Annotated in this window: 8 protein-coding genes and 2 pseudogenes; 3 read left to right on the top strand and 7 right to left on the bottom strand. The window is 67.1% G+C overall.

The window, feature by feature from the left end:
• Positions 1-10 precede the first annotated feature (10 nt).
• Positions 11-1202: pseudogene (locus O8I58_RS09790) on the top strand (FAD-dependent oxidoreductase).
• Positions 1203-1244: 42 nt separating this feature from the next.
• On the opposite strand, the gene O8I58_RS09795 reads toward O8I58_RS09790, so the two are convergent.
• Positions 1245-2216 carry a hypothetical protein gene (locus tag O8I58_RS09795; RefSeq protein ID WP_298315065.1) on the bottom strand — a complete coding sequence of 324 codons (972 nt, stop codon included), beginning with the start codon at positions 2214-2216 and terminating at the stop codon, positions 1245-1247.
• Positions 2217-2531: 315 nt separating this feature from the next.
• Between O8I58_RS09795 and O8I58_RS09800 the strand changes: the two genes are divergently transcribed.
• Positions 2532-5666: a discoidin domain-containing protein gene (locus O8I58_RS09800; protein ID WP_298315067.1), complete on the top strand. Its 3135-nt coding sequence runs from the start codon at positions 2532-2534 to the stop codon at positions 5664-5666.
• Positions 5667-5705: 39 nt separating this feature from the next.
• Here O8I58_RS09800 and glpK read toward each other — a convergent pair whose 3' ends face one another.
• From glpK to O8I58_RS09825, 5 genes are all read right to left on the bottom strand, one after another.
• Positions 5706-7205, bottom strand: a complete 1500-nt coding sequence (gene glpK, locus O8I58_RS09805) for a glycerol kinase GlpK (protein WP_298315069.1) — start codon at positions 7203-7205, stop codon at positions 5706-5708.
• An 82-nt stretch (positions 7206-7287) separates the two neighbouring features.
• On the bottom strand, positions 7288-8106 hold the full coding sequence (locus tag O8I58_RS09810; RefSeq protein WP_298315071.1) for an MIP/aquaporin family protein: 819 nt from the start codon (positions 8104-8106) through the stop codon (positions 7288-7290).
• 159 nt (positions 8107-8265) lie between these two features.
• Complete coding sequence (gene glpD, locus O8I58_RS09815; RefSeq protein ID WP_298315073.1) at positions 8266-9783, bottom strand: glycerol-3-phosphate dehydrogenase; 1518 nt, start codon at positions 9781-9783, stop codon at positions 8266-8268.
• Positions 9784-10066: 283 nt separating this feature from the next.
• The gene (locus O8I58_RS09820; RefSeq protein WP_298315075.1) at positions 10067-10861 is read right to left on the bottom strand and encodes a DeoR/GlpR family DNA-binding transcription regulator; all 795 of its coding nucleotides are present in this window, start codon (positions 10859-10861) and stop codon (positions 10067-10069) included.
• A 49-nt stretch (positions 10862-10910) separates the two neighbouring features.
• Positions 10911-11942 (bottom strand): MBL fold metallo-hydrolase, encoded by a 1032-nt coding sequence (locus O8I58_RS09825; protein WP_298315077.1) that lies wholly within the window; start codon positions 11940-11942, stop codon positions 10911-10913.
• A 100-nt stretch (positions 11943-12042) separates the two neighbouring features.
• Here O8I58_RS09825 and O8I58_RS09830 point away from each other — a divergent pair.
• Positions 12043-12676 (top strand): annotated as a pseudogene (locus tag O8I58_RS09830) (TetR/AcrR family transcriptional regulator).
• 39 nt (positions 12677-12715) lie between these two features.
• On the opposite strand, the gene O8I58_RS09835 reads toward O8I58_RS09830, so the two are convergent.
• Positions 12716-13915, bottom strand: coding sequence for an aldose epimerase family protein (locus O8I58_RS09835; RefSeq protein WP_298315080.1), 1200 nt, complete (start codon positions 13913-13915; stop codon positions 12716-12718).
• Between the last annotated feature and the right edge of the window lie 33 nt (positions 13916-13948).

Genomic DNA, 13948 nt, shown 5'->3' on the forward strand with positions numbered 1-13948 from the left:
AGGACACCCGATGCATCGCCGTCACTTCCTGCGCCAGGCTGGCGCGCTGGCTGCCGTTGCAGGCACCGGCTCGCTGCTCGCGCAGACACCAGCGTCTTCTCCCACTGCAGCGCTGTTGGGCCAACTGCCATTTTCCGCGCCCAAGCCGCTGGCACCGATCCACGCGCGCGCGGATCGCGTGGTCGCGGTCACCGTCTGCACCCGACCGTTCCGCGCGCAGGGGCCACGCATCGAAGCCGAACGCATGGGCCGGCGCACGGTGGTGCACCAGTACGGGCATGGTGGCAGCGGCTGGTCGCTGTCGTGGGGTTCGGCGCAACAGGCGGTACGCCTGGCGATGGCGACCGGCGAGACCGAGATCGCGGTGATCGGCTGCGGCGCGATCGGCATCACCACCGCGCGCGTGGCGCAGAACGCCGGCCTGAAGGTCCGCATCTACGCCAAGGAGACCCTGCCGATGTCGCGTTCGTTCATGGCCACGGGGCAGTGGACGCCGGACTCGCGCATCTGCAGCACCGAGCACGCCACGCCGGAGTTCAAGGCGCTGTGGACGCAGATGGCGACAGCTTCCTTCCAGCAGTACCAGCGCATGCTCGGCTTTCCCGGTGCAACCGGTCGAATGGCGCGACAGCTACGTGCTGTCGGAGGTGCCGTTCGACCAACCCGCCGGCGGCAGTGCCGAGGACGACGAGCCGGACTACCCGTCGCTGGAATCGGAGCTGCTCTACGGCATCCGCCCGCATGGCGTGAAACTGCAGGCCAGCGAGCATCCGTTCCCGGTGGCGTACGCGGCCCGCTATCCCGGCATGATCTTCAACATCAGCGCCTACGCGCAGATGCTGCTGGACGACTTCCTGCAGGCAGGCGGCAGCTTCCAGGCACGCGAATTCGAAAGCCCGCGCCAGTTCGCCGACCTGCGCGAGAAGACCCTGATCAACTGCACCGGTTACGGCGCACGCGCCTTGCTGGGCGATGAAAGCGTGATCCCGGTGCGCGGCCAGACCGCGCGCCTGGTGCCACAGCCGGAAGTCGACTACGGCCTGTACTGGCGCGGCCACAACCTCAACGTGGTGCCGCGCCGCGACGGCATCCTGGTGCAGGCCCAGCAACCGGGCGACTTCAACAACGCCGACACCACCGTCAACCGCGCCGTCACCGATGCGGCGGTGGCGCAGCTGGCCAAGCTGTTTCCCGGCGCATGAGTTGACTGCCGCAGGCGTGGAAACGCCTGTGTCAGGCGCGCGTCACCTGCCGCAGGACGACAGGCGCTTGTCGGCGTACCACAGCGCGCGGCGCGACAGGTCGTAGGCCGCGTCGATGGCCTGCGGCAAGTAGTACTGGGCGCGCTGCACATCGGCACCGTGGGTCAACGCGGTTTCGTTGCGCTCCAGGTCGGTCAGGTTCTTGCGCACGTCGGCCAGCCACTTGTCCTTCTGCGGGTCCTTGCACATCAGTGCGCGGCCCTGCAGGGCGTCAAGCTGGGCGTGGATGGCCTTGCTGGCTTCGCCGGTCGGCTGCGGGGCTTTCTCGAACCCGATCGGCGCGGCCTTGTAGGCGTCGCCGGTGGCTTCGCTGCCCATGTCGGCCTGGTTCTGGGCCAGCGCGGGATTGAAGCGCGTCTCCGGCGGCGGACGGGCGATGGCGCTGTTGCGATCGCTCTTGAACAGGTCCTTCATCGCCCGGCCGATCTTCTGCCCCGCCAGGTCGCCCAGGGTGCCACTGGAGGCCCAGTCCTTCTCGAAGCGGGTCTTCTCGTAATGGATCGGGTTCGGCTTTTCCAGCACGTTCCTGGCCTGGGCCTCGTCGCGCGCGCTGGGCATGCCCGGCGGCGTCCCCGGTGGCGTCGATGGCGGGGCAGCGGCCACGCCGGGGGGAAGGCGGACCTGGCCCTGCTTGGTGTAGATGGCGTTGGCGATGGATTCCCCGGTGGCCGGGGCCTGGGTCGGCGTGGTCACGACCAGGGCCTTGGGCGGCGCGGGCTGGGCGGCCTGCGGCGTGGCCTTCGCGGGCGCGGCCTGCGGTGTGGCCGGGGCCTGCGAATGGGCCGGCGTCGCGTTGCGCGGCGTGTTCGGCTGGACCTGCGGCTGGGCGATCCGCGCTGGCGGCGGCACCTGTCGCTGGATGAACTCCAGGCGCATCGCCGTGGGATCGGAAGCGCGCAGCGGTCCCAGGCGCGCGAGCGGCGTCTCCAGCAGGACCATGGTGATCAACGCCATGATCAATACCGTCAACAGCGCCGCAGGAATCTGCAGCCCAAGCTCGTCCCGCCAGCCTTCTTTCACCACTGCAGCCAAGTGTCGCAACCATTACGCCGATAGCCGGCAAGTGTGCGGGAGCAGCGGCGGCGAGTTGATGCGGTTGTGTTACGCGGCATGACCGCATGCGCGAATTGTTCAGGAAAGCCTGGTGCGGGGGCAGGCCGCCGATGCTGCGCTGCGGCTCGCCGCCGCCCGCGACGCTGCCTACCATCGCCCCGCCGATAACGGTTACAGCCAGGTGGCGCCATGCCTTTCAGACCGCGGCCTCGGGCCATGCATCGCCCCCTCCCGGTCCTGGCCGTCCTGCTCCTGCTGGCCTGCTGCAGCCCCGCCCTGGCCGCGCAGAACGACAATGGCCTGCCGCCGCGCAGCCAGTGGAAAGCCAGCAGCTCATCCACCGAAACGCCCGCAATGGCCTCATCGCTGGCATTCGACGGCGACCCGAAGACCCGGTGGGGCGGCGCGTTCTCGGCCGGCCACTGGCTGCAGGTGGACCTTGGCGCGCAGGCCGGGATCGGCGGGGTGCGGATCGACTGGGATACCAGCCACGCCAACGCCTATTCGATCCAGGCCTCGGACGATGGCCAGGCCTGGCACACCATCTACCAGACCACCGACAGCCCGGGCCGCACCGAGTACGTGCTGTTCCCCACGGTGAAAGCGCGCTACCTGCGCATGGCCGCGGCCGAGCGCACCGCCGACTGGGGCGTGGGCGTGATCGAATTCCAGCCCCTGGCAGCGCGCGACGCGCCCAGGATCAGCGGCGTCAGCGGCCAGGACCCGGCCACGCTGTGGAGCGCCGGCCCAGCGCAGACGCTGCACAAGCAGGGTCGCGATGGCTATCAGCTGGACATCGCCCTGCCCCGGCCGCAGGACGTCGCCGGCCTGGAAATCGCCTGGGGCGACACCCCGGCCAGCGCCACCCTGGAAGCGCGCGATGCCGATGGCCACTGGACGTTGCTGGCCGAAGCGCCGCACGCGTTCGGCGCTTCGACCTATCTGGCTGGCGATGCGGCGCGCACCGTCACCGCGCTGCGCCTGCGCACCACGGCTTCGGCCAGCGGCACGCCCAGCGCGACCCGCCTGCGCCTGCTCGGGCCGAAAGCAGTAATGACACCGATGAAGCGCTACCAGCTGGCTGCGACCGGGCCAGACGCGGCACTGTTCCCGTCATCGCTGCACATGCAGCAGGTGTACTGGACGGTGGTCGGCATTCCGGCCGGACGACAGAAGGCGGTGTTCGACGAATACGGCAACCTGGAGGCCTTCAAGGGCGCGCCGTTGGTGCAGCCGGTGTGGCGCGATGCCGGTGGCCACACCGCAGCCGCCACGGTGGACACGAAAATCGAACACCGCCTGCGCGAAGGCTGGATGCCGATGCCGCAGGCGCAGTGGTCGCCGCGGCCTGGGCTGGAACTGACCAGCAGCGCGATCGCGATTGAACACAACGGCGCACCGGTGGTCCTGGTCCGCCATCGGCTACGCAACACCGGCACCACGCCGGTCGACGGCACCCTGTCGCTGCTGACCCGGCCGATGCAGGTCAGCCCGCCCTGGCAGAACGGCGGCCTGTCGCCGATCCGCGAGATCGCCGTGGAAGCGGCCGGCAATGCTGGCGCTGTCAGGGTCAATGGGCGCCAGCTGTTCCAGAGTGCCGGCACGCCCGATCTGTATGGTGCTTCGGCATTCGGCGCGCATGGCGAAGGCGAGATCACCCGTTCCTCCGCGGCCGGCACTGCGCCTCAGGCGCAACAGGCCAGCGATCCACAAGGACTGGCCGCAGGCCTGCTCGGCTATCGCGTGCAACTGGCACCGGGCGCGCAGCGCGATATCGTGCTGGCCTTCGCGCTGGGCAATGAAGTGATCGACGGCAAGACCGTGGACGAGGCGCGCTGGCCTGCTGCGCCTGCACTGGACCTGCACGCATTGCTGGGCGATGCCGACCAGGCCGGGGCGACGTTCGATGCGCTGGCCGACGCGCTGGCCAATCAGTGGGACGCGCGCCTGGGCAGGATCGGCCTGTCGCTGCCCGATGCCTCGCTGGTGGACATGCTGCGTGCGCAGGCCGCTTACATGCTGCTCAACCAGAGTGGCCCGGCGATGCAGCCCGGTCCGCGCAACTACAACCGTTCCTTCATTCGCGATGGCTCGGCGACCGCGGCGGTGCTGCTGCGCATGGGCATGGCGAAAACGGCACGCGATTACCTGCACTGGTACAGCAGCCATGCCGTGCACGAAAACGGCCTGGTCTCGCCGATCCTCAACGACGATGGTTCGGTGAATACCGGCTTCGGATCGGACCTGGAATACGACGCCCAAGGCGAATATCTGTGGCTGGTTGCGGAGATCGCACGCCTGGACGGTGGTGCACAGACCGTGCGCGAATACCAGCCGCAAGTGACCCGCGCACTGAAGTTCCTGCAGGAGCTGCGCGAACGCACCTTGGTGCCTGGCTATCAGGCAGACCGGCCGATGCCCGAGCGCTTCGCCGGCATCCTGGCACCCTCGATCAGCCACGAAGGCTATTCGGTCCCCACCCACAGTTACTGGGACAACTACTGGGCACTGCGCGGCTGGCATGACGGCGCCTGGCTGGCCGAACAATGGGGCGATCACGCAACCGCGCAGTGGGCGCGCGCGCAGTACCAGCTGCTGCACGACTCACTGGCCGCTTCCATCCGCACAACCATGCGCTGGAAAGGCATCGACACCCTTCCGGCGGATGCCGACCAGGGCGGCAGCGATCCGACCAGCGTGTCGATCGCACTCGACCCCACCGGCGCGCAGGACGTGTTGCCGGCCGACGCGCTGGCCAACACCTTCGACCGTTACCTGAGCGAGGTGCGCAAGCGCGACGCGCCCGATGCGCTCTATGCGTACACGCCGTACGAAATGCGCAACGTGCTGACCTACGTGCACCTGGACCGGCCGGCCGATGCCGAATTCATGCTCAGGCACGTGGTCGGTGATCGGCGGCCGGCCGACTGGCAGGAACTGGCCGAGGTCATCTACTCGGACAAGCGCCACGCAATCTATCTCGGCGACATGCCGCACACCTGGATCGGCGCCGAATACGCGCGCAGCCTGTTCGGCATGCTGATGTTCGAAGGCGACGATGCGCTGTCGCTGTTGCCAGGCGCGCCGCCGTCGTGGGTCGCCGGCCCCGGCCTGAAGATCGACGGCCTGCCCACTGCCTACGGCACGCTGGCGATGCAGGCCCGGCAGCAAGGCCAGCGCCTGACCATCACCCTGGGCAAGGGCCTGAAAGCCAACAGCGCCCTGAAGGTCTACTGGCCCAACCGCCAGGCGCCGACATCCGTCACCGTCGATGGCGCGCCGGTGCGCGACTTCGATGCGAAAGGCCTGCGCCTGAAGAAGCCTTTCAGGACGCTGGTGGCACAGTGGTGACGCACCCGGCGGGGTGATCCCCGGACACTGGCTTCCGCCTCAGCCGACGCGGAAGCCCATCGTCGCCTTCACGGCCTGCTGCCATCCCGCGTAGAGCGAGGTGCGACGGTCTTCGGGCATGCCAGGTTCGAAGCGGCGGTCCATCGCCCATTGCTTGGCGATTTCCTCGCGGCTTTCCCAGAAGCCCGTGGCCAGGCCCGCCAGGTAGGCAGCACCCAGCGCGGTGGTTTCGGCCACCTTGGGGCGCAGCAGCGGCACATCGAGGATGTCGGCTTGGAACTGCGCGAGGAAGTCGTTGTTGATCGCGCCACCGTCGGCACGCAGCTCCTTGAGCTTGAGCCCGGCATCGGCCTCCATCGCCGCCAGCACGTCGCGGGTCTGGTAGGCCATCGATTCCAGCGTGGCGCGAATGAAGTGCTCCTTGGTGGTGCCGCGGCTCAAGCCGAAGATCGCGCCGCGCACGTCGCTTTCCCAATACGGCGCACCCAGGCCGACGAAGGCCGGCACCATGTATACGCCATCGGTGGACTCCACGCGCTCGGCATAGGCCTGGGTGTCGCGCGCCTTGCCGAACATGCGCAGGCCGTCGCGCAGCCACTGCACCGCCGAGCCGGCGACGAAGATGCTGCCTTCCAGCGCGTACTCGACCTTGCCGTCGATGCCCCAGGCGATCGTGGTCAGCAGGCCATTCTTGGATTTGACCGCCTTCTCGCCAGTGTTCATCAGCACGAAGCAGCCGGTGCCATAAGTGTTTTTCGCCATGCCCGGGGTGTAGCAGGCCTGGCCGAACAGCGCCGCCTGCTGGTCGCCGGCGATGCCGGCGATCGGCACTTTCTGGCCGAAGAAATGGCGCCCGGCCGTGTGCGTATAGACCTCGCTGGACGAACACACCTTGGGCAGCATCGACTTCGGCACGCCGAGGATGTCGAGCAGCTGGTCGTCCCACTGCAGTGCGTGGATGTCGTACATCAACGTGCGGCCGGCGTTGGTCTGGTCGGTGACGTGGGCCTTGTCCTCGGACAGGTTCCAGATCAGCCAGCTGTCGATGGTGCCAAACAGCAGGTCGCCGTTCTCGGCCTTCTCGCGTGCGCCTTCGACATTGTCCAGGATCCACTTGACCTTGGTGCCGGCGAAGTACGGATCGATCAGCAGCCCGGATTTTTCGCGGAACAGTTCGTCATGGCCGGCCTCGCGCAGCTCCTTGCACACGCCCTGCGACTGGCGCGACTGCCAGACGATGGCGTTGTACACGGCCTGCCCGGTGTGCCTGTCCCACACCACCGTGGTTTCACGCTGGTTGGTGATGCCGATCGCGGCGATGTCCGAGGCTTCCACGCCGGCCCGGGTCAGCACGTCGGTCATGGTGGTCAGTACGCTGGACAGGATCTCGCGCGGGTTGTGTTCCACCCAGCCCGGCTGCGGGAAGATCTGGGTGAACTCGCGCTGGGCGATGCCTTTGATTGCGCCGGCGCGGTCGAACAGGATGGCGCGCGAGCTGGTGGTGCCCTGGTCGATCGCCAACACGTATTTCTTGTCCATCGAAAACTCCTGCATGTCATGGTCGGCAGCGCTGTCAGCGCCAGCCGGGGTCAAGGATGAAAGAACCGAACTGAAGCCAGCGTCAGGATTGCGCTTTCTGCGCGGCTTCCTGCAGCGCGCGCTGGCGTGCGGGCAGGAAGGGATAGATCAGCCACTGGTAAGCCACGCCACCGACCACGCCACCAATGAGCGGACCGACGATGGGAATCCACCAGTAGTTGCCGGGCGACGGGAACGCCGCCTGGTTCCAGCCAGCGAAGTAGGCGAATACGCGCGGCCCGAAATCACGGGCCGGATTGATCGCCCAGGCTTCCAGGTAACCCATCGATGCGCCGATGGTGGCCACCAGCAGGCCGATGATCAGCGCACCGGAATTGGCACCGGGCGCGGACTCGTTGTACTGCTCGGTGATGGCGAAGATGCCGAACACCAGGAACGCGGTCAGGATCACCTGGTTCTTCAGCGCATCCATCAGCGTGATGGCCAGGCCCGGATGGGTGAAGAACACGCCGGCCGCGCCGCCGGCTTCGCGCGTGAGCTGGTGGGCCTGGTTGTAGTGGTCGATCACCGGTGCGTACAAGGTGTAGACGATCGCCGCACCGACGATGGCACCGACCACCTGCGCGACCCAGTACGGCACGACCTTCTTCCACGAGAAGCCGCGATACAGCGCCAGTGCCAGGGTCACCGCCGGGTTGGCATGCGTGCCGGAGACCGAGCCGGTGACATAGATCGCGATGGTCACCGCCAGGCCCCAGGCAATGCACACGCCCCAGTAGGCGTTCTGGTACGGGCTTGGGTCGTACAAGGTGTACATGGCCGCCACCGAATCACCGAAGGCGATGATGATCATCACCGCGACCGCTTCGGAGATCAGCTCACCGATGTATTGCCGGTTCATTGCACGCACCCGACGCATGCCGCGCCCGCTTCCACTCCGATGCCGTGCGTGCGGCACATGCCGTCCCTTGAAACCTTGACCATGTCAGCGACCTCCCAGTGATGACGTTGCCGTGCCATCCGCGGTGGGCCGGCACGTTGAAGAATGTGCGTGGTGCGTTCAGTCGACGACGCGGGCCACGGACGGTTCGACCTGGCGGCGCAGGACCTCGGCCAGGCGCTGCTGCTGGGCCGGCGTCAGGCGCAGTCCCAGCTTGCTGCGTCGCCAGAGCAGGTCGTGCGCGTCGATGACCCACTCGTTGGCGCGCAGATAATCGACCTCGGCCTGGTACAGGTCCGCGCCGAAGTGTTCGCCCAGGTCGTGCAGCGATGTCGCAGCGCCGAGGATCTGCTCCACGCGCGTGCCGTAGTTGCGGACCAGGCGCCAGGCCATGTCGGTCGGCAGCCAGGGTTTCGCACCGTGGACTTCCGCCAGCAGCGCGTCGAAGTCGCGCCGTTCGCCGCCGGGCAACGGCGCGCCATCGGCGGTCCAGGCCGGTGCCCGGCGGCCGAGTTGGGCAACCACCTTGTCCACGGCCTGTTCGGCCAACTTGCGATAAGTGGTGAGCTTGCCGCCGAACACGCTCAGCAGCGGCGCGCCCTTGGTGTCCACCTCCAACTGGTAGTCACGCGAGACTTCCGAAGCGTTGTCCTCTTCGTCCTCCAGCAGCGGGCGCACGCCGCTGTAGGTCCACACCACGTCGGCCGGCGTGATGGCCTGCTTGAAGTAGCGATTGGCCGCCTCGCACAGATAGGCCACTTCATCGTCGTTGATGCGCGGACTGGCCGGATCGGCGTGGTACTCCATGTCGGTGGTGCCGATCAGGGTGAACTCGCGCTCATAGGGAATGGCGAACACGATGCGCCGGTCCGGCTGCTGGAAAATATAGGCATGGTCGTGGTCGAACAGTTTCGGCACCACGATATGGCTGCCCTTGACCAGGCGCAGCGCGTAGTCGTGCTTCACGCCGCTGGCCACTTCGTCCAGGAAATTCACCGTCCACGGGCCAGCGGCGTTGACCAGCATCCTGGTCTCGACCGTGAAGCGTTCGCCCTGTGCGTTTTCCAGTTCGGCGACCCAGTGATCGGCCTCGCGCCGCGCACGCACGCAACGCTTGCGGGTATGAATCGTGGCGCCGCGCTGGGCCGCGTCCATCGCGTTGAGGACGACCAGGCGCGCGTCCTGCACCCAGGCATCGGAGTACGCAAAGCCAGTGGTCAGCTCCTCGCGCAGCGGCTTGCCGACGGCATGGGTGCGCAGCGACAGCTTGCGCGAGCCTTCCAGCGTGCGCTTGCCACCACCCAGGTGGTCGTAGAGGAACATGCCGATCCGGATCAACCACGCCGGGCGCAGGTGCGGCTGGTGCGGCAGCACGAACCGCAGCGGCCAGATGATGTGCGGTGCCAGGCGCAGCAGCACTTCGCGCTCGGCCAGCGCCTTGCCGACCAGGCGGAATTCGTACTGCTCCAGGTAACGCAGGCCGCCGTGGATCAGCTTGGTGCTGGCGCTGGAGGTGTGGGCGGCCAGATCGTCGCGTTCGCACAGGCAGACCGACAGGCCGCGACCCACCGCGTCGCGGGCGATGCCCACGCCATTGATCCCGCCGCCGACCACCAGTACATCGAACCGCTCTGCCATGTCCTCGACTCCTCAGCCAGGGCAGCCACGACGCCGGCGCCCGGATCCACCCAGATCCGACTGGAAATGAGCGATCAGAATCTTAAACGAACATTTACGAACATTTCGTGATGACGGCCTGAAACGACCAAACGGCGGGCATAGTCACTTGGTCTAATGGCCATTATCGGATGCAATCGGCAGGTCCGCCGTGGCGAATGAGGCCACAAACACACATAAACGAACTTTTCGAACCATCGCGCCGTCACGCGCCAGGCAGCCACTACCGGGACGGCCGCCTGATTCAGGCCGCCACGTGGACCCGGGTGCCCGCGCTGGTCAACACCTCGGCGAGCGCCTTGGGCGGGGCACGGTCGGTGAACCAGTCATCCACCAGCGAGACCGGCCCCAGCCGACACAGGGCATTGCGCCCCAGCTTGCTGGCGTCGGCGGCCAGGAACACCTGGCGCGAGTGTTCGACGATGGCCTGGGCCACGCGCACTTCCTGGAAATCGAAATCCAGCAGCGTGCCGTCCGGCTCGATCCCGGAGATACCGATGATCCCGAAGTCCACGGTGAACTGGCGCACCAGGTCGATGGTCGGCTGCCCGGTCACGCCCTGGTCGCGCGCGCGCACCATGCCTCCAGCGACGATCACCTCGAAGCTCGGGTTGGCGCTCATCATCACCGCCACGTTGAGGTTGTTGGTAATCACGCGCAGGCCCTGGTGCTGCATCAGCGCGGCGGCCACGTCCTCGTTGGTCGTGCCCAGGTTGATGAACAACGACGCCTGATCGGGGATGTGCCTAGCCAGCTCGATGGCGATGCGGCGCTTCTGTTCGGCCAGCAGCGACTTGCGCGTGGTGTAGGCCACGTTCTCCACGCTGGACGGCAGGCTGACGCCGCCGTGATAACGCCGCAGCAGGCCGGCCTCGCACAGCAGCGCCAGGTCGCGGCGGATGGTCTGCTGGGTCACTTCGAATTGCGTGGCCAGGCCATCGACTTCCGCATAGCCCTGCTGGCGCACCAGCGCCACCAGCTGCTCCTGCCGGCGGTTGAGCACCGGGCCTTCCACTCGCGCTGACGGTTCTTGCGACATCCCTGCATGATCGCTGATGCGCCGTGCAATGCAAAACCACGGCGCTGGATCAGGCGGTCTGCCGCCACCACGCCTGGCCCGCCTGCGGTTGCTGCAGATCGAGCCGCTCACCGATCAGCGGCGTGACCAGCGGCACGCCGCGACTGGATGCCAGGGCACTGATGCGTTCGAACGGCTCGAACCACGGATGCATTGCCAGGTCGAAGGTGCCGTTGTGAATCGGCATCATCACCTTGCCGCGCACGTCCAGGTGCGCTTGCAGCGACTGCTCCGGCTGCATGTGCACGTGCGGCCATTGCGGATCGTAGGCACCGGTTTCCATGAAGGTCACATCGAACGGACCCAGCCGCTCGCCGATGGCCTTGAAGCCATCGAAGTAGCCGGTGTCGCCGCTGAAGAACACGCGCAGGTCGTCATCGATCACCGCCCATGAACACCACAGCGTGGCATTGGCGTCATGCAGGCCGCGACCGGAAAAATGCTGGGCCGGCGTGGCCACGAACCGCAGGCCATCGACCTGGGTGGACTGCCACCAGTCCAGCTGCTGCACCTTGTGCGCCGGCACGCCCCAGGCAATCAACGTATCGCCCACGCCCAGCGGGGTGAGGAAATGTTCGGTGGTCGCCGCCAGTGCCAGCACGGTGGCGCGGTCCAGATGGTCGTAGTGGTTGTGCGAGAGGATCACGCCCTTCAGCGGCGGCAGTTCCTCCAACGCGATCGGCGGCGCGTGGAAGCGCTTGGGCCCCATCCACTGGAACGGCGAGGCGCGCTCGGCAAACACCGGATCGGTGATCCAGAACGCCCCGCGCAGCTTCAGCAACACCGTCGAATGCCCCAACCGGAACAGGCTGCGGTCCGGCGCGGCCAGCAGCTGGGCGCGGGTCAGTGGAGCGACCTCGATGGGCGCAGCCGGCACCGTGGTACGTGGCCTGTGCAGCAGCATGTTCCAGATCAGCTTGAGCGACTTGGCCAGGCCGGTCGGCGGCGTCGGCACCTTGTTGCGGAAGCGGCCCGCGCGATGCTGGGGCGAGGCCGAGTAGTCGGTTTTGGCAGGGCTGCCGCGGAAGGCGCAGGTGGTCATCGGAAGGCATCCAGGCGGAAGAAGGATCGAACGGATTAATTACACTACACAGTGTAGTTCCTTATTTCAGAAAGTAAACCCGCCGGTGTAAAATCGATGCATGCCGACCGACTCCACCCCCAAGCTGCCGCCCCAGCGCCTGACCGACCGCAAGCGCCAGGCCATCGTGCAGGCCGCCATCGCGGCCTTCCGCAGCCAGGGCTTCGACGCGACCAGCATGGATCGCATCGCCGCCGATGCCGGGGTGTCCAAGCGCACGGTCTACAACCACTTCCCGGGCAAGGACGCACTGTTCGCTGAAATCCTGGTCCAGCTCTGGGGCAAGGCCGCGGGCCTGGCCGAGCAGGCCTACGCGCCGGGCCAGCCGCTACGCCCGCAGTTGCTGGCGTTGGCGCAGCAGAAGCTGCGGATGCTGGAGGACGAGCACTTCTTCGGCTTGGCACGCGTAGCCATCGCCGAAGCCATCCACGCACCGGAGCGGGCCCGCGAGATGGTCGCGCGCATAGGCGACAAGGACGAAGGCATCACCGTCTGGATCGCTGCTGCGATGGCCGACGGTGCGTTGAGGAAGGGCGATGCGCAGTTCGCCTCGCACCAGCTGCAGGGCCTGATCAAGGGCTTCGCCTTCTGGCCGCAACTGACGATGGGCCAGCCGGCCCTGACCCGTACCCGAGCAGGCGCAGGTGGCCGACTCGGCGGTGGACATGTTCCTGGCGTATTACGCCAGGGAGTGAGTGCGCTGCCGGCGCTCTGCACGCCGGCAGCAGCAACGCCTACTTGGCAACGCTGAAGCGGTAGGCCGTGGTCTGGGTATAGGTCTGGCCTGGGTCCAGGCGCGTGCTGGGGAAGCCGGACTGGTTGGGGCTGTCGGGGAAATGCTGGGCTTCCAGTGCCAGCGCGCTCCAGTGCAGATAGGTCTTGCCGCCCTTGCCCCCGTCGATGCGGTCGATGAAGTTGGACGTGTACAGCTGCATGCCCGGCTCGGTGGTGCTGACGGTCATGACCCGGCCCGATGTCGGCTCGCTCACCACCACGGCCGGCGTGTCCGCGCCTGGCGCGTCCAGCACCCAGTTGAAGTCGTAGCCGCCCTGCTTGGGCTCGGCGTGCTTGAGGTCGATGCTGTCGTCGTGGATACGCACACCGATCGCGGTCGGCGTGCGGAAATCCAGTGGCGTGCCTTCGACCGGCGCCAGCTTGCCGGTCGGGATCAACTCGGCATCAGTTGCCGTGTAGTTGGCCGCGTTGATCTGCACGGTGTGGTCGAGCACCGATGCGGCCCCCGCGCCGGCCAGGTTGAAGTAGGCGTGGCTGGTCAGGTTGAGCACGGTCGGCTTGTCGGTCGTGGCCTTGTAGTCGAGCTTCAGGCCGTCGGCTTCCAGCGTGTAGACCACGGTGACATCGAGGTTGCCAGGGAAGCCCATCTCGCCATCGGTCGAACGGTAATGCAGCGCGACCGAAGCCGTGCCGTCGGTGCCCGGGGTGGCCTCCCACAATTTGGTGGCGAAGCCTTCCGGCCCACCATGCAGCGCGTTGCCATTGTTGTTGGGCGGGATCTGGTACGCCTTGCCATCCAGACTGAACCTGCCCCTGGCGATGCGGTTGCCATAGCGACCGATCAGCGCGCCGAAGTTGGTGTTCGCCGTGGCCTGGTCGTGCAGGTAGCCCTCCAGCGTGTCGTAACCCAGCACCACGTCATCGACCTTGCCGTTGCGGTCGGGCACGTCCAGCGACTGGATGATGCCGCCGTAGCTCAGGATCGACGCCGTCATGCCCTTGCCGTTGTCCAGCGTGTATTTCTTGACCGCGCGCCCGTCGGGCAGCTGGCCGAAGGCGCTTTCGGTGACCTGTGGCCCGGCGGCCGGCGTCGCACTGGTCTCCGGCCCGGCTTCCGATTTCCCGGCATCAGGCGCGGACGCTTGCGAACATCCCCCCACACCCACCGCCACCACGGCGGCCATCACGACTGAACGCATCGTCCTCTCCCCTCTCCAGTGAAGCGCGGAGTC

This window comes from Pseudoxanthomonas sp., from assembly GCF_027498035.1.
GTDB lineage: Bacteria > Pseudomonadota > Gammaproteobacteria > Xanthomonadales > Xanthomonadaceae > Pseudoxanthomonas_A.

Bases quoted from the DNA above. Each gene is read 5' to 3' on its own strand.
- O8I58_RS09825 (WP_298315077.1), bottom strand. From the start codon at position 11,942: ATGACCACCTGCGCCTTCCGCGGCAGCCCTGCCAAAACCGACTACTCG.
- glpK (WP_298315069.1), bottom strand. From the start codon at position 7,205: ATGGACAAGAAATACGTGTTGGCGATCGACCAGGGCACCACCAGCTCG.
- O8I58_RS09795 (WP_298315065.1), bottom strand. From the start codon at position 2,216: ATGGCGTTGATCACCATGGTCCTGCTGGAGACGCCGCTCGCGCGCCTG.
- O8I58_RS09800 (WP_298315067.1), top strand. From the start codon at position 2,532: ATGCATCGCCCCCTCCCGGTCCTGGCCGTCCTGCTCCTGCTGGCCTGC.
- O8I58_RS09820 (WP_298315075.1), bottom strand. From the start codon at position 10,861: ATGTCGCAAGAACCGTCAGCGCGAGTGGAAGGCCCGGTGCTCAACCGC.
- O8I58_RS09835 (WP_298315080.1), bottom strand. From the start codon at position 13,915: ATGCGTTCAGTCGTGATGGCCGCCGTGGTGGCGGTGGGTGTGGGGGGA.
- O8I58_RS09810 (WP_298315071.1), bottom strand. From the start codon at position 8,106: ATGAACCGGCAATACATCGGTGAGCTGATCTCCGAAGCGGTCGCGGTG.
- glpD (WP_298315073.1), bottom strand. From the start codon at position 9,783: ATGGCAGAGCGGTTCGATGTACTGGTGGTCGGCGGCGGGATCAATGGC.